The sequence below is a fragment of the Streptomyces sp. Y309 genome (assembly GCF_056712025.1).
This window is the reverse complement of record NZ_CM160048.1, coordinates 6,130,809-6,149,013: the sequence shown is the minus strand read 5'-3', so window position 1 is coordinate 6,149,013 and position 18,205 is coordinate 6,130,809. Positions and strand designations below refer to the sequence as shown.

At 72.6% G+C, this 18,205-nt stretch carries 18 protein-coding genes and 2 tRNA genes; 5 read left to right on the top strand and 15 right to left on the bottom strand.

Annotated features, from left to right (window positions below):
• Positions 1-389 precede the first annotated feature (389 nt).
• Positions 390-1,964 carry a ferric reductase-like transmembrane domain-containing protein gene (locus tag AC0KTA_RS25220; protein WP_481050497.1) on the top strand — a complete coding sequence of 525 codons (1,575 nt, stop codon included), beginning with the start codon at positions 390-392 and terminating at the stop codon, positions 1,962-1,964.
• Entirely contained in the window at positions 1,961-3,550 is a 1,590-nt protein-coding gene (locus tag AC0KTA_RS25215) for a ferredoxin (protein WP_481050496.1), read from the top strand. The genes AC0KTA_RS25220 and AC0KTA_RS25215 overlap by 4 nt, the downstream gene beginning before the upstream one ends.
• Positions 3,551-3,714: 164 nt before the next feature.
• Here AC0KTA_RS25215 and AC0KTA_RS25210 read toward each other — a convergent pair.
• A tRNA-Ala gene (locus AC0KTA_RS25210) sits at positions 3,715-3,787 on the bottom strand.
• Between the two features lie 115 nt (positions 3,788-3,902).
• On the opposite strand from AC0KTA_RS25210, the gene AC0KTA_RS25205 reads away from it, so the two are divergent.
• A complete protein-coding gene (locus tag AC0KTA_RS25205; RefSeq protein ID WP_481050495.1) occupies positions 3,903-5,171 on the top strand; it encodes a glycosyltransferase 87 family protein in 1,269 nt (422 codons plus the stop codon).
• Here AC0KTA_RS25205 and AC0KTA_RS25200 read toward each other — a convergent pair.
• The 3 genes from AC0KTA_RS25200 to AC0KTA_RS25190 form a co-directional block, all read right to left on the bottom strand.
• Complete coding sequence (locus AC0KTA_RS25200) at positions 5,140-5,373, bottom strand: hypothetical protein (protein ID WP_016643127.1); 234 nt, start codon at positions 5,371-5,373, stop codon at positions 5,140-5,142. The two genes, AC0KTA_RS25205 and AC0KTA_RS25200, sit on opposite strands and share 32 nt — an antisense overlap.
• A 3-nt stretch (positions 5,374-5,376) precedes the next feature.
• Entirely contained in the window at positions 5,377-5,553 is a 177-nt protein-coding gene (locus AC0KTA_RS25195; RefSeq protein ID WP_481050494.1) for a hypothetical protein, read from the bottom strand.
• Between the two features lie 88 nt (positions 5,554-5,641).
• Positions 5,642-7,105, bottom strand: coding sequence for an MFS transporter (locus AC0KTA_RS25190; protein WP_481050493.1), 1,464 nt, complete (start codon positions 7,103-7,105; stop codon positions 5,642-5,644).
• Positions 7,106-7,198: 93 nt separating this feature from the next.
• On the opposite strand from AC0KTA_RS25190, the gene AC0KTA_RS25185 reads away from it, so the two are divergent.
• Positions 7,199-8,236 carry a helix-turn-helix transcriptional regulator gene (locus tag AC0KTA_RS25185; protein WP_481050492.1) on the top strand — a complete coding sequence of 346 codons (1,038 nt, stop codon included), beginning with the start codon at positions 7,199-7,201 and terminating at the stop codon, positions 8,234-8,236.
• A 125-nt stretch (positions 8,237-8,361) separates the two neighbouring features.
• Here the strand turns inward: AC0KTA_RS25185 and AC0KTA_RS25180 are convergent.
• From AC0KTA_RS25180 to AC0KTA_RS25150, 7 genes are all read right to left on the bottom strand, one after another.
• Positions 8,362-8,434 (bottom strand) — tRNA-Ala (locus AC0KTA_RS25180).
• Between the two features lie 135 nt (positions 8,435-8,569).
• Positions 8,570-9,211 (bottom strand): histidine phosphatase family protein, encoded by a 642-nt coding sequence (locus tag AC0KTA_RS25175; protein WP_481050491.1) that lies wholly within the window; start codon positions 9,209-9,211, stop codon positions 8,570-8,572.
• Complete coding sequence (gene rsfS / locus AC0KTA_RS25170; RefSeq protein ID WP_481050490.1) at positions 9,208-9,666, bottom strand: ribosome silencing factor; 459 nt, start codon at positions 9,664-9,666, stop codon at positions 9,208-9,210. The genes AC0KTA_RS25175 and rsfS overlap by 4 nt, the downstream gene beginning before the upstream one ends.
• Positions 9,667-9,813: 147 nt before the next feature.
• On the bottom strand, positions 9,814-11,571 hold the full coding sequence (locus AC0KTA_RS25165; RefSeq protein ID WP_481050489.1) for an LCP family protein: 1,758 nt from the start codon (positions 11,569-11,571) through the stop codon (positions 9,814-9,816).
• A gap of 16 nt (positions 11,572-11,587) precedes the next feature.
• Positions 11,588-12,238: a nicotinate-nucleotide adenylyltransferase gene (gene nadD, locus AC0KTA_RS25160; RefSeq protein WP_481050488.1), complete on the bottom strand. Its 651-nt coding sequence runs from the start codon at positions 12,236-12,238 to the stop codon at positions 11,588-11,590.
• A gap of 112 nt (positions 12,239-12,350) precedes the next feature.
• On the bottom strand, positions 12,351-12,515 hold the full coding sequence (locus AC0KTA_RS25155) for a hypothetical protein (RefSeq protein ID WP_481050487.1): 165 nt from the start codon (positions 12,513-12,515) through the stop codon (positions 12,351-12,353).
• Positions 12,516-12,721: 206 nt separating this feature from the next.
• Complete coding sequence (locus AC0KTA_RS25150) at positions 12,722-12,874, bottom strand: hypothetical protein (protein ID WP_481050486.1); 153 nt, start codon at positions 12,872-12,874, stop codon at positions 12,722-12,724.
• 102 nt (positions 12,875-12,976) lie between these two features.
• Here AC0KTA_RS25150 and AC0KTA_RS25145 point away from each other — a divergent pair, with 102 nt between their 5' ends.
• Positions 12,977-14,101, top strand: a complete 1,125-nt coding sequence (locus AC0KTA_RS25145) for a M48 family metallopeptidase (protein ID WP_481050485.1) — start codon at positions 12,977-12,979, stop codon at positions 14,099-14,101.
• Positions 14,102-14,119: 18 nt separating this feature from the next.
• On the opposite strand, the gene AC0KTA_RS25140 is transcribed toward AC0KTA_RS25145, so the two are convergent.
• From AC0KTA_RS25140 to AC0KTA_RS25125, 4 genes are all read right to left on the bottom strand, one after another.
• Complete coding sequence (locus AC0KTA_RS25140) at positions 14,120-15,184, bottom strand: SCO2583 family membrane protein (protein WP_481050484.1); 1,065 nt, start codon at positions 15,182-15,184, stop codon at positions 14,120-14,122.
• Between the two features lie 167 nt (positions 15,185-15,351).
• Positions 15,352-15,990 carry an SCO2584 family spore wall biosynthesis protein gene (locus tag AC0KTA_RS25135; protein ID WP_481050483.1) on the bottom strand — a complete coding sequence of 213 codons (639 nt, stop codon included), beginning with the start codon at positions 15,988-15,990 and terminating at the stop codon, positions 15,352-15,354.
• A gap of 49 nt (positions 15,991-16,039) precedes the next feature.
• Complete coding sequence (locus tag AC0KTA_RS25130; protein ID WP_481050482.1) at positions 16,040-17,332, bottom strand: glutamate-5-semialdehyde dehydrogenase; 1,293 nt, start codon at positions 17,330-17,332, stop codon at positions 16,040-16,042.
• Positions 17,333-17,498: 166 nt separating this feature from the next.
• Positions 17,499-18,002 (bottom strand): hypothetical protein, encoded by a 504-nt coding sequence (locus AC0KTA_RS25125; protein WP_481050481.1) that lies wholly within the window; start codon positions 18,000-18,002, stop codon positions 17,499-17,501.
• Between the last annotated feature and the right edge of the window lie 203 nt (positions 18,003-18,205).

Here is an 18,205-nt window from a genome sequence, read left to right as displayed (position 1 = left end):
TGCCTGCGGAATTGGCCGGACGGCCAAACAAAAATGCCCCTCGCACAGGAGGGGACGCCGCGCCGATTCCGACCACGCTCACTGGGCGGTCGGGACTGATCAGCGCGGCCCGCTAAGCAGAAGGCGTACGGCACGCATGGCGTCAGGGTACCGCAGCGCTCCGGAGCGGGGCGACGCGCTTTGTCCGGTGCCGCGGTGGACGCCGGAACCTCACCCGCACCGGGGCCGGAACCCGATCATTGGCCAAGGGTTACTCCGCGTACCGACCACTATCGGGGCAACACCAAGATCGAGTCGCGCTTTGATAACAACGCAATAACTCAAACCCCGTACCCGTCGGTATGGCGCGACTTAGCATGCGGCGACCGGACCATTTCGGAGTCGCCCCCATGAACCCTCTGAACCCGCACCGCAAGAGCCCCAAGAGTCCCGTCTTACCCACGTCGTCGCCGCGCTCCTCCCCGGCGTCCGCACCCTTCCCGCCGTCGGCACCGCCCTCGGCACCGGCGTTCCCCGCCTTCCGCGAGCCGAGCAGAGCGGCCCGCGGCATCGTCACCACGGCCGCGCTGCTGCTGATCCCCCTGCTCGTGTTCGCGGGCGGCGACGACTTCCGTGCCGCCCTCGACTTCACCACCGGCGTCCTGTCGCTCGTCGCCCTGACCGCTTCGGTGATGTGGGGCCTGGTCGCCTCCGACCGGCTCTTCCTGCGCTCCCGCCAGCGACTGCTCGCCCAGGCCGTGCACCGGGCCACGGCGATCGCGTCGGTGGGCTTCCTGCTGCTGCACGGCACCGTGAAGCTCGCGCTCGACCACGTGTCGTTCGTGGGCGCCCTGGTGCCGTTCGGCCTCGGCTTCTCAGGCAGCGACGGGCTCATCGGCCTGGGCTCGCTCGCCGGGCTCCTCATGATCACCACCAGCGTCACCGGCGCCCTTCGCAGCGCCTTCGCCTCTCCGGTCCAGGTCGCGTCCCGGTGGCGGGCGCTGCACACGCTGGCCTACCCGGCCTGGTGCGCGGCCCTGATCCACGGCCTGTACGCGGGCCGCGCCCCGAAGCCGTGGGTGGTGGCCCTGTACTGCCTGTGCCTGGTCGCGGTCGCCGGGGCGGTGGCGCTGCGCGCGGCCCCGCGCCCCGTCAAGCGCAAGGTGGCCGCCCGGATCTTCGCCCTCCTGGAACCGGACGCACAGCCCGCCGCGGGCCGCTCCCGGCGCCGCGAGCCCGGCACACCCACCCGGGACACCGCGTCCGCCCCGCTGCCCGGCACGGCCTCCGGCCGCGTCACCGTCCCGCCCGACCAGCCCCCGGTCGTCGGCATCGCCGCCGCCTACCGCGCCCTGGCCGCCCCCTCCGATCCCGACTCGGCGCTGCCCCCGCACCTCCAGCCCACCGAGACCCTGCCCACCACGGCCCCCCGCTGGCCGGCCCCCTCACCCCCACCGCCGGCGGAGGCCCCGTCGACCCCGTTCCCGCACGACTCCGTAGACAACGGATACGACTCCGTAGACGCGGGTTACGACTCCACCGTCCTGGGCCATCCCTCCGTAGACACGCGATACGGCTCCCCGGACACGCGGTACGACCCCACCGTCCTGGGCCACCCTTCCGTAGACACGCGAGACCCGCGATACGGCTCCCCAGGCGCCGGGCACGACCCCTTCCTGGACACCTTGGACGGCCTGGACACCCAACACGACTACGGAGACAGGGGATTCGGCTCCGTCGGCGCCGATCCGTACGACACCGGACCCCGGCCCGTCTACCACCCGCCCGCGCCCGGACCGGACTCTCCCCCGCCCACACCCCCACCGGCGCACGAAGCCGCCCACGACCCCGTGCGTGAGCCTGCCTGCGACCCCCTGCACGACGCCGCGTACGACGACGGCCCCGCCACCCAACAGCTACCCGGCCCCTTCCAGGCGCCCAGTTCGGGCGAACCCTGGAACGCGTCCACCGGAGGCAGCAAGTGAACGCGTCCCTGCCCGACGTCCCCGAAGTCCGCGTCGTCGGGCTTCCGCTCCTGACCTCGGGATTCGATCTGGTCGAACGTCTCGACCTGGCCATGCACCTCAAGGTGCACGGCCCGCTGGAACCGATCGCCGGCGAACATCTCGCGGCGCTCGCCGAACAGATCTCGCTGCGCGGCCGCGGCGGCGCGGGCTTCCCGTTCGCCAAGAAGCTGCGGGCCGTCGCGGAGTCCGCGATCCGCCGCGGCGTACGTCCCGTGGTCGTCGTCAACGGCAGCGAGGACGAACCCGCGTGCCGCAAGGACACCGTCCTGATCAACCGCGCCCCGCATCTCGTCCTGGACGGCGCGCTCCTGGCCGCCGAGGCCCTCGGCGCCCGCACGCTCGTCGTCGGTGTGACACGCGACTCCACGGAGGCGTCGATGCAGTCCGCGCTGGCGGAGCGCGGCCTCGGCAACCGGCGCGGGTCGAGCCTTCGCGCGCGCGTGCAGCGCAATCCGGTGCGCATGGTCACGGGCGAGTCCTCGGCGCTGGTGCGCTCCGCGGACGGCGGCCCGCCGCTGCCCCCGGGGCGCAAGGTGCACACCTCCGACTCCGGAGTGGGCGGCGCGCCCACGCTCCTGTCGAACGCGGAGACCTTCGCGCAGCTCGCCGTCGCCGCCCGCATCGGCGCGGACCGCTACCGGCGCACGGGCCTGCGCGACGAGCCGGGCACGGTGCTCCTCACCCTCTCCGGAGCGGTCACGCGGCCCATGGTCCTGGAGGTCCCGACGGGCGTGCCCCTCCGGTACGTCCTGCAGCTCGCCGGTGCGCCGCCGCTGCCGCAGGGCGTCCTCACGGGCGGCTATCACGGCAAGTGGCTGGACGCGGTCACCGCGCATGACGCGGTCGTCTCCCGGGCCGCCCTGGAGGCCTGCGGGGGCACCCTCGGGGCGGGCGCGATACTGCCGATCGGTCCGGGCACCTGTCCGCTGGGCGAGGCTCTGCACGTGGCGAACTGGCTGGCGGCCGAGAGCGCCGGTCAGTGCGGCCCCTGCTACCTGGGCCTCCCGGCGGCCGCGCGCGGCCTCTCCGACGTCCTGGACGGCGGCGGGCCGACCGCCCTGGAGGCGCTGCGCGAGGTGACGCGGGCCGTGAAGCGGCGCGGGGCGTGCAAGCACCCGGACGGCTCGGCGGCGTTCATCGAGTCCTCGATCGCGGCGTTCACGGACGATCTGGCCGCGCACGTCCTGGGTGACGGCTGCGGCCGCCCCGTGGAGGGCGTGCTGCCGCTCCAGGACGAGGGTCCGCAGGGCGAGACACCGAGCGGCCGCAGGCTCGCCGTCGACTGGACGCTGTGCCAGGGCCACGGGCTGTGCGCGGACATCGTGCCCGAGCTGATCCAGCTCGGTCCGGACGGCTTTCCGTCGGTCGCGGAGGCCGCGGTGCCGCGCTACTCGGAGGCGCGCGCCCAGCGTGCGGTGCGCCGCTGTCCCGCGCTCGCCCTGCGCATCGAGGAGGACCCCGGGGCGGCCCCGCCGCCGCCCACGGCTCTGCCGATGCTGCCGCGCGGGCGCGGGCGCAGGGCGCTCGGCAGCGGACGGCAGTGACGCGGACCGCGTCACTGCGGTAACCGGCGGCAGCGGCGACGCGCCCCGCACGGGCACACAGGAGAGAGCGCACACGAGGGAGAGCACGCACAAGGGAGAGCGCACAACGGAGACGGCACACGAAAGAGCGGGCCACCCGATCCGGGTGGCCCGCTCATCTGCTGTGGAGCTAAGGAGAATTGAACTCCTGACCTCCTGCATGCCATGCAGGCGCTCTACCAACTGAGCTATAGCCCCTTGCTTGCTGCTCCGCCCGGTTCCCCCGGCGGCTGCGCCAACATTACACCGTCCCCCCGGTGCTCCACCAAATCGTTTCCGTCCTGGACACACGGGGCCGCTACTGTCCCGCCTCGTGACCGTGCTCGCCACCGCAGTCGTCCGCCGCCGCGTGCCCCTGGCCGCCGGGGGCTGCCTGCTGTCCTTCGCCGTCTTCTGGGCCGTGCAGCGCGCGGCCGACGTCTCGATGATCGACTTGATGGTCTACCGGGCGGAGGGCGACGCCGTGCGCGCGGGCGCCGATCTGTACGCGCTGCGTGCCACCGAGCACGACCTCCCGATGACCTATCCGCCGTTCGCGGCGCTGCTGTTCACGCCGCTGACGCTGCTCGATCCGGCGGACATGCGCATCCTGGCGACGCTCGGGAACCTGCTGCTCCTCGTGGCCTTCGTGCGGCTGTCGCTGCGGCTGGCCGGTGTGCGGGGGCACGCACGCGTGGAGACCGCTTTGTGGGTGTCGGCGCTGGCCGTCTGGTCGGAGCCGGTGTGGACGACGCTGCGCTATGGGCAGGTCAATCTGCTGCTCGCCGTGCTGGTGCTGTGGGACCTGACGCGGCGCCCGGGGCACCGGTGGGCCGGCGTGGGCATCGGGATCGCCGCGGCGATCAAGCTGACCCCCGCGCTGTTCGCGGTCTTCCTGTTGGTGATCGGTGCCGTCGAGGCGGTACGGCGGGGGGTGTGGCGGCCGGTCGTGCGGCACGCGTGCGTGGCCGTCGGCGCGTTCCTGGGGGCGACGCTCGTCACGGCCGTGGTGCTGCCGGGCGACTCGCGGAACTTCTGGACCCGGGTGGTCTTCGAGGCGGGCCGGGTCGGGCGGGCGGAGAACACCGCGAACCAGTCGGTACGCGGCGTGCTCGCCCGGCTGCTGCACGCCGCGGAGCCCGGCGCGTGGTGGGTGGCCGGTGCGGCGGTGGTCTGCGTGGCCGGTCTCGCCGTCGCGGTGACCGCCGCGGTGCGCGGGGAGTGGGCCTGGGGCGTGGCCGCCTGCGCGGCGACCGCGCTGCTCGTCAGCCCCGTGTCGTGGTCGCACCACTGGGTGTGGTGCGTGCCGATGGCGCTGCTGCTGTGGACGCGCGCGGAGCGGCGGGGCGGCGCGGTGCGCTGGGCGGCGGCGGGCGGGCTCGCCCTGGCGTTCTCCTCGTACGCCCTGTGGTGGGTGCCGCACAGCCACGGACGGCCGGAACTGTCCCAGAACTTTGGCCAGATGACGCTGTCGGCGGTCTATCCGCTGGCCGCCGCGGGCTTCCTCGCCGTCGCCACGGGCACCGCTCTGCGGCGCACGGGCACGGCACCCGTGAGGCCGCTGAGGTGGGTCAGGCGGTGGCGAAAGAGTAGAAGCGCTTGAGGGTGCAGTGCTCGTCGAGCAGGCGGCCGTAGATCGGCTCCCCTTCGAGTTCGCGGTACGTCTCGATGGGGTCGCCCTTTATGATCAGCGCCCGCGCGCACTCCTCGCACCAGTACTGGTAGTCCGGGTTGACCGGCTCCATGTCGCGGACGATCGGCGTACCGCTGCCGCACCAGTCGCATTTACGCCTGTGTGCACCCATCGATCAGCTCCAGATGTGGCCGCAGGCCGTGCACACGTAACTGACTCCGCCGTTGTCGCCGAGGACTTGGGCCACATGGGCCGAACCGCAGGAAGGGCAGCGCAGGATCGTGGGCTCGCCGGCTCGTGTGTCCGCCGCTTCGAAGAGGCGGCCGGCCTCTTCGAGGATGCTCGCAGGCATCGCGCTCTCCCTCCCGTCGGGTCACCGTCGGCGCAGTGGTCCAGTCCCCTTCCGGCCCGTCGATTCTGCCACGACCACGGCAAGCCGGTCAGCGACGCATACGTACCAGTCCGGACACGGCGCCCAGGGCCGCCGCCACGGCGAGCGCGTAGAAGCACACCAGGAGCGCGTCCGCCGATGAATACGCCCCAGGCGCCCCCTGCGACTCAATCCGGCCGAGGAAAATCGCGCCGAAGACGGCGACACCGGTGAGCTGTCCGAGCTGGGTGACGGTGGCGAGGAGCCCGCTGGCGTCCGCCGCGTCCTGCGGCCCGACCGTCGCGAGCGCGCGCGTGAGGGTCGGGCTGAACCCGAGCGAGAGCCCCACGCCGCCACCCACGAACGCCACGTACAGCCACAGCCCGCCGTCGCCGCCGTCCCGCAGCAGCAGCCCCACCGCGACGCACGACACCGCCGCCACCGCGAACCCGCCCGGAATCAGCGCCCGTTGCAGCACGGCGGGCCACTTGCGCCAGGTCAGGCCGACCACCCCGAAGACGATCGCGGACGGCCCGAACGTCAGCCCCGCGCGCAGCGCGCTGTAGCCGAGTCCGCCCTGCAGGTGCAGGGAGAGCACGAACAGGAAACCGGAGTTGACCGCCATCACCGCGCCGAGCCGGAACACGGCCAGGCCCATGCCCGGCACGCGCAGGACCCGCGGCGCGATCAGCGGCGCCCCGCCGCGCCGGGCCAGGCGCCCTTCGAAGCCGCAGAACAGGACGAAGACCACGACCGACGCCCCGAGCGACAGCCAGGTCCACAGCGGCCAGCCCTCCTGCTCGCCGAGCACCAGCGGCACCGTGAACAGTGAGACGGCGGCGCCGAGCAGCACGAGCCCCGACAGGTCGAGCCCGCGCGCACGCCCCGGCTCGCTCCGGTCGTCGCGGGGCAGCACGCGCGCCGCGAGGAACAGCAGGACCACGCCGACGGGCACGTTCACCAGGAACACCGGGCGCCAGCCGGCGCCGAACAGGTCGGCGCTGACGAGGACGCCGCCGACGACCTGCCCGGCGGCGGCGCCGGTGGCGAGCACCGCCGAGTACGCGCCGAGCGCCTTCATCCGCGCCTCACCGGTGAAGTTCCGCTGGATGAGGCTGAGCACCTGCGGGATCAGGACGGCGGAGCCCGCGCCCTGCACGAGCCGGAAGGCGATGAGCTGGCCGGTGCTCTGGCTCAGCCCGCAGGCGAGCGAGGCGGCGGTGAACACGGCGAGCCCGGCGAGGAAGACCCGGCGGTGGCCGAGCCGTTCGCCGAGGCGCGCGCCGGTGATCAGCAGGACGGCGTACGAGATGGTGTAGCCGGCGATGACGAGTTGGAGACCGGCGCCGGACGCGTGCAGCTCGACGCGGATCGTGGGCGCCGCGACGTTGACGATGAACACGTCGAGCAGCGCCATGAACTGGGCGGTGAGCACGGCCGCGAGCAGGCGGCCGCGGCGATTGTCAGTGCCAGGGTCTTTACTGGATCCAGGAGTTGGGGCGGGGTCCGCCACCGGCCGGGTCGTTGTCGTCATGCCCTGAGCGTGATCCCGGCTCGGTACAGGTAGTGAGAGCCCGCCGATGCTGGTACTGACAGCACCTGGCAAGGGCCGGGGCGGGCACTGACGATGGGGGATGTGACGACGATGGACATGAGGGGGACGACGGCGGCGACGCCTTCGACACGCGCCACGCGCACGCCACCGGCGAGCACTCTGCCCGCGCGCCCGGCACCGGCGAGCACACCGCCCGCCCTCGGCGGCACGCCCACGCTCAGCGGCACGCCCACCCCCGTGCCCACCCGCCGCCGTCCCGAGCTGGCCGCGTTCCTGCGCGGCCGCAGAGCCCGCGTCACCCCCGCCGACGTGGGCATGCCGCCCGGCCCGCGCCGCCGCACCCCGGGCCTGCGCCGCGAGGAGGTCGCCCAGCTCTCCGGCGTCGGCGTCACGTGGTACACGTGGCTGGAACAGGGCCGCCCCATCAACGCCTCCGCCCAGGTCCTGGACGCCGTCGCCCGCACCCTGCGCCTGGACAAGGCCGAGCGCGAGCACCTCTACCACCTCGCGGAGGTGCCGTACGCCGCACGGCACGAGGCGGCCGCGAAGGCGGTCGGCCCGGAGATCCAGGGCATCATCGACGCCCTGGACCCCCACCCGGCGGCGGTCTACAACTCGCGGTACGACATCCTCGCCACCAACCCCGCCTACGAAGACGTCTTCGTCGTCCCCGAGGTCGCGGCGATAGGCGTGGCGAACGTGCTGTGGACGCTGTTCGTCGTGCCCGAGCCGCACTGCCCCCTGGTCTTCCGGGACTCGGAGCTGCCGGTGATGGTGGCGACGCTGCGCGGGGAGTACGGCAGGCATGTGGGCGAGCCCGCCTGGGAGGACTTCATACGGGAACTGTCCGCGGCCAGCCCGAAGTTCGCGCGGCTGTGGGCGAGCGGGGACGTGGTGCCGCCGGGCCCGCGGGTGAAGACGTTCCGGCACGAGGCGGTCGGTGAGCTGCGGATGACGTCGGTGTCGCTGTCGATCAACGGCATGCCGGAGTGCCGCATCGTGGCGTACACGCCGGACGACGAGGAGACACGGCAGCGGACGGAGCGGCTGCGGACGCTGCGGCGCGACGAGGTCGCCTTGGTGGGAGGGGTCGGCACCCCGTCGGCGTGAGGAACGCCGGGGCACAGGGGGTGCGGGTGGCGAAGCCCCCGCCGCGCACGGACGAAGTCCGTGCAAAGACGACGAAAGCGACGCTGCTCACGCTTTTCGTGAGCACACGTCGCTTGTCGATTGAGTGGAGCTAAGGAGAATTGAACTCCTGACCTCCTGCATGCCATGCAGGCGCTCTACCAACTGAGCTATAGCCCCGGGTGTTCGTCTCGCTCGGCGGGCGAACAAGAAGAACTTTAGCCTGCGACCTGCCCGAACGCGAAATCCGGGTTCCTGCCGGTGAGCGGCACCCGAGCCGCCCCGGGCGGCGAGGCCCGCCACCCGCCCGGAGGGCTAGTCGTCGTCGCCGAGTACCGGCTCCGGCAGCGTGCCCGCGTTGTGCTCGAGCAGGCGCCACCCGCGGGCGCCCTGGCCGAGGACGGACCAGCAGCAGTTGGAGAGCCCGCCGAGGCCCTCCCAGTGGTGCGGGTCCAGGCCGAGGAGGCGGCCGATGGTCGTGCGGATCGTGCCGCCGTGGCTGGCCACGACGAGCGTGCCGTCGTCGGGCAGCTTCTCCGCGTGGCGCAGGACGACGGGGGCGGCCCGGTCGGCGACCTCGGTCTCCAGCTCACCGCCGCCGCGGCGCACGGGCTCGCCCCGCTTCCACGCGGCGTACTGCTCGCCGTGGATGCCGATGATCTCGTCGTGGGTCAGGCCCTGCCAGGCCCCGGCGTAGGTCTCGCGCAGGGCTTCGTCGTGGGTGACGTCCAAGCCCGTGACGGCGGCCAGCTCGGCGGCCGTGGCGGCGGCCCGCCTCAGGTCGGACGCGATGATCGCGTCCGGCTTCAGCGAGGCGAGCAGCCGGGCGGAGCGCCGGGCCTGGGCGAGGCCCTCGTCGGTCAGCTCGATGTCCGTGGTGCCCTGGAAGCGGCGTTCCAGGTTCCAGGCGGTCTGGCCGTGCCGCCACAGGATGATCCGGCAGCCGCGGTTGCTCACCGCAGCTCACCGCCCAGCTCGCGCAGTGCTCCGGCCTCCTCCGCCGCCTGCTGCCGGTCGGCGTACTCGGCGGCCTTGCCGCGGGTGGCCTTGGCGTCGGCCGGCAGGTCGATCTCGGGGCAGTCCTTCCACAGGCGCTCGAGCGCGTAGAAGACGCGCTCCTCGCTGTGCTGGACGTGCACGACGATGTCGACGTAGTCGAGGAGGACCCAGCGGGCCTCGCGGTCGCCCTCGCGGCGCACCGGCTTGGCGCCGAGCTCCTTGTTGAGGCGCTCCTCGATCTCGTCGACGATCGACTTGACCTGGCGGTCGTTGGGCGCGGAGGCGAGCAGGAAGGCGTCCGTGATCGACAGCACGTCGCTGACGTCGTACGCGATGATGTCGTGCGCGAGCTTGTCGGCCGCCGCCTGGGCGGCGACGGTGATGAGCTCGGTGGAGCGGTCCGTGGCGGTCACTAGTGAGCTTTCCTTCAGGTGGGCAATACTCACCAAGGGTCTCACGGACCGCGCACGGCTCCCCAGAAGATTGTTCCGGCCGCGATATCGACGGCTATCGACGGCTTCGGAGAGCCCCGCCCACCGGGACGGGGCCTCCCCCGCGGCTCACCCGGCGTCGTAGTCCCCGCCGAGCACCACCGACACGTCCGCGTTCGGCGCGGTCTTGCCCTTGCGGACCGCGCCGGCGGGCAGGCCGAGGGTCTTGGCGACCTCTTCCGCCTCCGCCTTCTTGGCCGTGTCGGCGTACGTGACCTGCGACGTCGCCGACGACCCGGTGCCGGAGCCGCCGTCGACGAAGGTGTAGCCGCCGTTGACCAGGGCGATGCGGGCGTTCTCCGTGGCGCCCTTCTCACCGGTGGCGTTCTTCACACCGACCCGTACGGCCGCGCCCTGCTCCGGGCTCTTCACAGCACCGCCGAGTACGTCCTTGACCACACTGGCACTGGCCTTCTCCGTGAGCGTCCCGTCCTGCCGGACCGGGAGCAGCGCGGTGGCGTAGTCGCCGCCCTTGGCGCGGTCGGCGAGCTTGGCGAGGAAGGTGCCGAGGTCCTTCTCCTTCAGGGACGGGTCGAGGATCTGCGCGAGCGACTGCACGGTGACGGTCGCGGCCTGCGGGTCGGACGACAGCTTGCGCAGCACGCCCTGCATGACCTGCCCGAACCGGGTGAGCTGCGCGGTCTCGGCCTCGCCGGGCGCGCGGTAGGTGGCGTACGCGACGGCCATCGGGCCGCTGAGGGTCTGCTGCTCGCCCTTCTTGACGAGCGGCGCCTCGCCCTTCTTCTTCGCCTTCGGGTCGGGGACGTCGGCGTTCGTGTCGATGTCGATGTTGCCGACGAGCTCGACGAGGTTGTTGAGGTAGGGGGTGTCCAGGCGCCAGGTGCCCTCCACGTGGGTGCCGAGCGCGGTGTCGATCTCCTCGCGGGTGCCGGTCGAGCCGTCGTCCTCGACGGACTTGGCGAGCGTCGTCGCGCCGTCGTCGCCGGTCAGGGCGAGGGAGTTGGGCAGCAGGACGGTGGCGCCGCGCTTGGTGGTGGTGTTGTTCACCAGGAGGGCCGTGGAGGTGCCGCCGCCCTTGGTGTTGTGCAGATGGACGACGACCACGTCGCGCTTCTGGGGTCCGGCGGCGGCCTGCGCGCCGGACTTCTCGTCCGACCCGCCGGGCAGCTTGCCCGCGAACCACAGATAGCCGGCGCCGCCGACCAGCGCGAGCGCGAGCACCACGACCAGGGCGACGACGCGCGAGCGGCCGCGCCGCCTGGCCTCCTCGCGCCGCTCGGTGCGGCTCTCGGTGAACTTCAGCCAGTCGATGACGTCTTCGGAGTCCTCGTCCGGCTCCTCGATGAACGAGAACTGCTCGGTGCGGTACTCGCGGGGCTCGTGGTGCCGTTGGGGCTCTTGGTGCTGCTGGGGCTCGTGGTGCTCTTGCCCCTCACGGTGCTCGTGAGCCTTGTGGGTCTGCTCCGGCGTGACCGGCTGCTGCGGCTGCTGATGTTGTTGCGGCTGCGGCTGTTGAGGTTGCTGCTGCTGCGGGATCCATCCCGTCTGCTCCCCGGTGCCGTAGGACGTCCCGGTGGCGTACGGGTCATAGCCGTAGCCCTGCGACTGTGGCTCCGGCTGCGACTGGTGCTGCGGCCACTGCTGCTGCGTGTGCTGCGTCGCGTACGTGTCGTGCGCGTCGTACGTGTCGTACGAAGGCCCTGCCTGCGGCGGGACTTGGGGCTGCCGCACCAGTTGGTACACCGGCTGCCCGTACTCGTCGTACCCGACGACCTCGTACTGGTCCGCCTGGTTCGCCGCGTCACCCGCGTACTGGCCCGCATACGGGTCCTGGCCCGCATAAGGGTCGTACTGTCGGTCGTTCACCGGTGCCCCTCTCGGCTCACTCGCCGCGGTACAGCTCGCGCTTGTCGATATAACGCACCACGCCGTCCGGCACCAGGTACCAGACGGGGTCTCCGTTGGCGACGCGCGCACGGCAGTCCGTGGACGAGATCGCCAGGGCCGGCACCTCCACCAGTGAGACGCCGCCCTCGGGCAGGCCGGGGTCGGCCAGGGTGTGGCCGGGCCGGGTGACGCCGATGAAGTGGGCCAGCGAGAACAGCTCTTCGGTGTCGCGCCAGGTGAGGATCTGGCCGAGGGCGTCGGCGCCCGTGATGAAGAAGAGGTCGGTCTCGGGGTTGAGACGGCGCAGGTCGCGCAGGGTGTCCGTGGTGTAGGTGGGGCCGCCGCGGTCGATGTCGATGCGGCTGACCGAGAACTGCGGGTTCTCGGCGGTCGCGATGACCGTCATCAGATAGCGGTCCTCGGCCGGCGAGACCTTCTTGTCGCTCTTCTGCCACGGCTGCCCGGTCGGTACGAACACGACCTCGTCGAGGTGAAACTGGGCGGCGACCTCACTGGCCGCCACCAGGTGTCCGTGGTGGATCGGGTCGAATGTCCCGCCCATGACGCCCAGGCGGCGCTTGGCGGTGCTCGCCGGGCCGGAGCCCGGGGCGCCCTGCGGGCCGGTAGGCATGTCCTGCTCTCCCATGCGTGCAGACACTACCGGCCCTGCCGACGGGCCCCGGTCTCAGCCGTCCCGGCCCGGGGTCTCGGCCCTCCCGGCCGCGGGGCTCAGCCGTGCCGGCCCCGGCCGCGAGGGCTCAGCGGTCGCGGTTGAAGCGGGTGGTGATCCAGAGGAGCAGGAGCAGCACGAGGAGGGCGCCGCCGCCGGTGATGTACGGGCTGAGGCTTTCGTGGTTGCCGGTGTGCTCACCCTCGGAGGCGAGGGAGACGAGCTGGGCGGTGGCGGTGCTGGGGAGGCTCATCGTCAGCAGGACCTATCCGGGGTGTGGGATCGGGATAAAGACGGGGCCATCGTATGCGGGGGGCTTGGCGGGGGCCACGTCGCCCTGCCGGGAGGCTCCCCAAGCCCGCCCCTTCCCGTAACCAGGGGGCTGCCGCCCCCTGGACCCCCGCTATCGCCGCTTCGCGGCTCGTCCTCAAACGCCGGACGGGCTGAATGGGTACCGGCTCACTTCCTGTACCCCCGCAGCAACAGCCACCCCACCAGCACGCACCCCACCACCATCACGATCAGGACGACGCGCAGCAGGTTGCCGAGGCCTGGGTCGTCCTGGGTGCCTGCGGCCAGGACGAGGGCGTGGGCTGCGGAGATGTGCTCCATGGCGGATGACTCCTTCTGTGTGCTGCCCTGTCACGGTATCTCCGCCTAGGCTGGGGACCGTCTCGGGGGCAGGAACGAGGACACGACATGGGGGATGGCGCCATGACCAACGGCAATCACGACGACCACGACGGCGGTGGCGGCAGCAGCGGCAGCGGCAGCGGCCAGGAGAACGTGCCCAGCCGGCAGCGCAGGCGCTTCCCCGGGATCTCGTCCCGGGCGTACGAGCACCCGGCGGACCGCTCGGCCCTGGTGGCGCTGCGCAAGCTCACCGGCTTCGACACGGTCTTCAAGGCGCTGAGCGGGCTGCTGCCCGAGCGCAGCCTGCGGCTGCTGTTCCTCTCGGACTCGGTGCGGGTCTCCGACGCCCAGTTCGCGCACCTGAACACCATGCTGCGGGACGCCTGTTACATCCTGGACCTGGAGAAGGTCCCGGCGATGTACGTCCAGCAGGACCCGAAGCCGAACGCGATGTGCATCGGCCTCGACGAGCCGATCATCGTCGTCACGACCGGCCTGGTCGAGCTGCTCGACGAGGAGGAGATGCGCGCGGTCGTCGGCCACGAGGTGGGCCACGCCCTCTCCGGCCACTCGGTGTACCGCACGATCCTGCTGTTCCTCACCAACCTCGCCCTGAAGGTCGCGTGGATCCCGCTGGGCAATGTCGCGATCATGGCGATCGTGACGGCGCTGCGCGAGTGGTTCCGCAAGTCCGAGCTGTCCGCGGACCGCGCGGGCCTGCTGGTCGGCCAGGACCTGCAGGCGTCCATGCGCGGCCTGATGAAGATCGCGGGCGGCAACCACCTGCACGAGATGAACGTGGACGCGTTCCTGGAGCAGGCCGAGGAGTACGAGGCCGGGGGCGACCTGCGCGACTCCGTACTGAAGATCCTGAACGTGCTGCCGCGCTCGCACCCCTTCACCACCGTGCGCGCCGCCGAGCTGAAGAAGTGGGCCGCGACCCGCGACTACCAGCGCATCATGGACGGCCACTACCCGCGCCGCGACGAGGACACCGACACGTCGGTCACCGACTCCTTCCGCCAGTCCGCTTCGGCGTACGCCGATGACGTACGCACCAGCAAGGACCCGCTGATGAAGCTGGTCACCGACATCGCGGGCGGCGCGGGCGACCTGGGCGGCAAGCTGCGCGGGAAGTTCACGGGGCAGGGCAACGGCGGCGGCGCGTCCGGCGGCCCCTCGGACCGCCCGTCCGGCGGCGAGTAGCGCGCAAGGAACAGAGCGTCACACCGCAGGCTGGGCAGACCGCGCCAGCGTCCCGCACAGCGCCGTCGCACCCCCGGTCGCATACGGATCCGTGCCCGCGGGCCCGCCCGCCTTCGCGCGCTCGTCCGCGAGCAGCGGCCGCAGCACCCGGGTGGTGTCGGCGGAGCAGGCCAGCGGGCCGGCCTGGACGGAGGAGATGAGCAGCTCGGCCTGGTGCATGCGCAGGTCGTCGCGGTCGAAGCGGAAGTGCAGCTCGCGCCGGACAGTGAACAGCGAGGCACGGGCGTGGTCGTCGGCGCGGGCGGGACGCAGCGCGTAGACGAAGGTGTGGTCCGAGGCGACCTCGAGGGTGTCCTTGTCCGTCTCGCCGGCCCGCAGGGTGCCCTGGACCCGCACGCCCGGCTGGGCGAGCGCCGTCTTCGCCGGGTCGAACCGCACCAGCCAGCCCGTCGGCGCGTGCCGGCCGTCGGCGGCGGGGTGCGCGAAGCTCCGGTCGAACTGGTCGAGCTGGCCGGGGTCGAGCAGGACGCGCGCGGAGCGCACGGCGCGGCCCATGAGCACGTCCGGGTCGAGCGAGGACTCGACGAGGTAGTCCTTGGCTGTGGTGAGCGCGGAGACGACCTGGTCCTCGGAGAAGTGCGCGGTGCGCCGGGCGGCGGGCAGGTTGATGCCGCCCGCGCCGACGCGGAACTGCGCGGCCGGGCTCTTCGCGAACAGCTCGGCGACGTTGTCGCTGCCGGGTACGCGGCCCTGCGGCGCGAGCGGGATGACGGTCATCCGCAGCGGGTCGGGGCGTTTGGCGGCCGGGGTGCCGTAGGGGTGGCGCACGCCCATGTAGATCGCGGTGCCGAAGGCGACGGCGATGAGGACGACGAGGACGATCACCTGCCGGGAGAGGCGGCGGTGGGGGCTCGGCCTGCGGCGCACGGCGCGCGCGTGATCGCCCATCCGTTCCTGTGCGGAGAATTCCTGCAGCCGCGCAGCGCGCACGAACGACTCGTCGAAGACGACGGATCGGTACTCGTCCTCACCACCGGGAGCGCCCTCGGGTGTCCCCGCAGGTGGTTCTCCTGGCCCGCCCATACCTTCAGGGTAGGTCTCCGGGCCGTGAGGTAAACGCCCTGGTACACGACAAGTTCTGACAACTCCTCACGCGTGCCGCCGAGTTGGCCGCCAGGGTGCGCGCGGAGGGTCTGACCTGGTGGGACGCGCCGGGGCTGCGGCGCCGCCGGGGGGCGCGGGGGCGGCGGTCAGGGGGTGCGGGGCTCGGCGGGCACCGCGGGCTGGCCGAACTCCGCCGACGCGGAGGGGTGGCCGGAGTCGCCCGGTCCCGCGGTCTGGTCGACCTCGGTGGTGGCGGGCGGGGGTATCCGGTCCTGGCGGCCGGACGACGCGCCCCGGTACACCGCGACGAAGGCGAAGGCGACCATGCCTATGCCCATCAGGAGGGCGAGCATCCAGGCCACCGGGCGGTGCCAGCGGACCGGCGCGCCGCGGCGGCCGTAGCGCCCGTGGCCGTCCTGGAGGAACTCGCGGCCCTCCCAGTCGTCGCGGGCGTCCCAGTCGCCCCAGTCGTCCCGGTCGCCGTCGGGGCCGAAGCCGTCCGGGCCGTACCCCTCGTAGGGGTGCTCCTCGTACTCGTCGTCCGGGGTGTCCGGGCCGCGGCGGCGGGCGCGGCCGCGGCGGGCCTCGGCCTCGGACGCCTCGGCGCGCGCCTGGGCGGCGGCGAGCAGCCGCTCCACCGCGGTGGGCTCGTGGACCTCGGCGGCCCGCACGAAATCCTCGTCGAAGACCACGGAGGCGAACTCCTCGTCCGCATCCCCGTGGTCACGGTCGTCGTCGGGCTCCCAGCCGTCGGGAAACGGCACGCCCCCCACGTCCTCCGGCACGCGTCCAGCGTAGACCTGGAGGGGCGATTTGGGCAGGCGCAGCGGGAATTCAGCGGATGTGGCCGTCGCCCGTGACGATGTACTTCGTCGACGTGAGCTCCGGCAGGCCCATGGGTCCGCGCGCGTGCAGCTTCTGCGTGGAGATGCCGATCTCGGCGCCGAAGCCGAACTGGCCGCCGTCGGTGAAGCGGGTCGAGGCGTTCACGGCGACGGTCGTGGAGTCCACGAGCTGCGTGAAGCGGCGGGCGGCCTGCTGCGAGGTGGTGACGATGGCCTCGGTGTGTCCGGAGGTCCACAGCCGGATGTGCTCGACGGCCTCCTCGAGGGAGTCGACGACGGCGGCCGCGATGTCGTACGAGAGGTACTCGGTCTCCCAGTCCTCGGCGGTCGCGGGCACGACGGTGGCCTTGGAGCCGGGGGCGTACGCCTGGACGCGCTCGTCGGCGTGCACGGTGACGCCGGCCTCGGCGAGCGCGTCGAGGGCGCGGGGCAGGAAGGCGTCGGCGATGTCGGCGTGGACGAGCAGGGTCTCGGCGGCGTTGCAGACGCTGACGCGGTGCGCCTTGGAGTTGATGAGGATGTCGACGGCCATGTCGAGGTCGGCGTGCGCGTCCACGTAGACGTGGCAGTTGCCGGTGCCGGTCTCGATGACCGGGACGGTGGACTCCTCGACGACGGTCCTGATCAGGGAGGCGCCGCCGCGCGGGATGAGGACGTCGACGAGGCCGCGCGCCCGCATCAGCTCGCGTACGGATTCGCGGCTCTCGCCAGGCACGAGCTGGACGGCGTCGGCGGGCAGTCCCGCGCCGTGCACGGCGTCGCGCAGCACCCGCACCAGCGCGGTGTTGGATTCGTACGCCGAGGACGAGCCGCGGAGCAGCACCGCGTTGCCCGACTTCAGGCAGAGGGCGGCGGCGTCCACGGTGACGTTCGGGCGGGCCTCGTAGATGATGCCGACGACGCCGAGGGGGACGCGGACCTGGCGCAGGTCGATGCCGTTGGGCAGCGTGGAGCCGCGGACGACCTCGCCGACCGGGTCGGGCAGCGCGACGACGTCCCGCACGTCGGCGGCGATGGCGCGGACGCGCTCGGGGGTGAGGGTGAGGCGGTCGACGATCGCCTCGCTGGTGCCGGCCTCGCGGGCCCGCGCGACGTCCTTGGCGTTGGCCGCGACGATCTCCGCCGTGCGCACTTCGAGGGCATCGGCGATGGCGAGCAGCGCGTCGTCCTTCTCGGCGCGCGGCAGTGGCGCGAGGGTGGCCGCGGCGGCGCGGGACCGGTAGGCGGCCTGGGCGACCGGGGACATGTTGTCGTACGGGGAGAGCGGCGAGAGCGCGGTCATGAAGGCAGCGTAACCTCGCGCCGGGGGGCGGCCAGATGGTATTCCGCCCTGCGAGACGGGGCGCGGGACGTGGTGCGAGGCGGGGTACGACGCGTGGGGGCCGCCGGGTGGCCCGCCGGGTGAGACATGGCCGGTATTGACCACTGGGGTCACGTGCCACCGCGCGTCAGAACGGGTGGACCCCCACCGGGGTAGCGGGCAGCGGTCCGTACCCCTCCGCGATCCGGTGGTGATACGTGTCGCGGTCGATCACTTCGAGCCCGACGATCTCCCACGGCGGGAGCTGCGCGCTCTGCCGGTGCTCGCCCCACAGCCGCAGCGCGACCGCGGCGGCGTCGTGCAGGTCGCGGGCCTCTTCCCAGTAGCGGATCTCCGCGTGGTCGTGGGCGTACCGGCTGGTGAGGAGAAAGGGGTGGTCGTGGGCGAGCTGTTCCAGGCCGCGGCGGACTTCCTGCAGCGGCGCCTTGGCGCCGGACACGCTCAGCGTGACGTGCCACAGGCGGGGTGCGTCGGCCGGCTCGCCGCCTTCGCCGTCCCCCGCCTGCCGCTCGCGCGCCTCCCGGTCGTGGCCGTCGGCCGTGTCACCGCCGTACGCCGCCCCCGCGGCGACGCTGGTCAGCGCGCGCTCGGCCGACCCGCGGGACGCCGCCCCTGGGCGCACTCGTCTCACGACGGCCTCCTTCAACCAGTGGTGGTGCGGATATGCAACGGTCGTGCGGAACTGCCTTGCAACAAAGTTGAGCAGGACAAGAGGTCCCGCGGGGCGGTTTTGCGGAGTTTCACCTCGCCCGAGCCAGCCGTGACACGGCGTTCGCGCCTGTTTTCGGCCTGATTTCCGCTGGTGCCCATGGGACGGGCGGGACTAGTGGTGCA

Bases quoted from the DNA above. Each gene is read 5' to 3' on its own strand.
- AC0KTA_RS25155 (WP_481050487.1), bottom strand. From the start codon at position 12,515: ATGAGCCTCCCCAGCACCGCCACCGCCCAGCTCGTCTCCCTCGCCTCC.
- AC0KTA_RS25140 (WP_481050484.1), bottom strand. From the start codon at position 15,184: ATGGGCGGGCCAGGAGAACCACCTGCGGGGACACCCGAGGGCGCTCCC.
- AC0KTA_RS25190 (WP_481050493.1), bottom strand. From the start codon at position 7,105: ATGACGACAACGACCCGGCCGGTGGCGGACCCCGCCCCAACTCCTGGA.
- AC0KTA_RS25130 (WP_481050482.1), bottom strand. From the start codon at position 17,332: ATGACCGCGCTCTCGCCGCTCTCCCCGTACGACAACATGTCCCCGGTC.
- AC0KTA_RS25185 (WP_481050492.1), top strand. From the start codon at position 7,199: ATGGGGGATGTGACGACGATGGACATGAGGGGGACGACGGCGGCGACG.
- AC0KTA_RS25220 (WP_481050497.1), top strand. From the start codon at position 390: ATGAACCCTCTGAACCCGCACCGCAAGAGCCCCAAGAGTCCCGTCTTA.
- AC0KTA_RS25200 (WP_016643127.1), bottom strand. From the start codon at position 5,373: ATGGGTGCACACAGGCGTAAATGCGACTGGTGCGGCAGCGGTACGCCG.
- nadD (WP_481050488.1), bottom strand. From the start codon at position 12,238: ATGGGAGAGCAGGACATGCCTACCGGCCCGCAGGGCGCCCCGGGCTCC.
- AC0KTA_RS25145 (WP_481050485.1), top strand. From the start codon at position 12,977: ATGACCAACGGCAATCACGACGACCACGACGGCGGTGGCGGCAGCAGC.
- AC0KTA_RS25195 (WP_481050494.1), bottom strand. From the start codon at position 5,553: ATGCCTGCGAGCATCCTCGAAGAGGCCGGCCGCCTCTTCGAAGCGGCG.
- AC0KTA_RS25150 (WP_481050486.1), bottom strand. From the start codon at position 12,874: ATGGAGCACATCTCCGCAGCCCACGCCCTCGTCCTGGCCGCAGGCACC.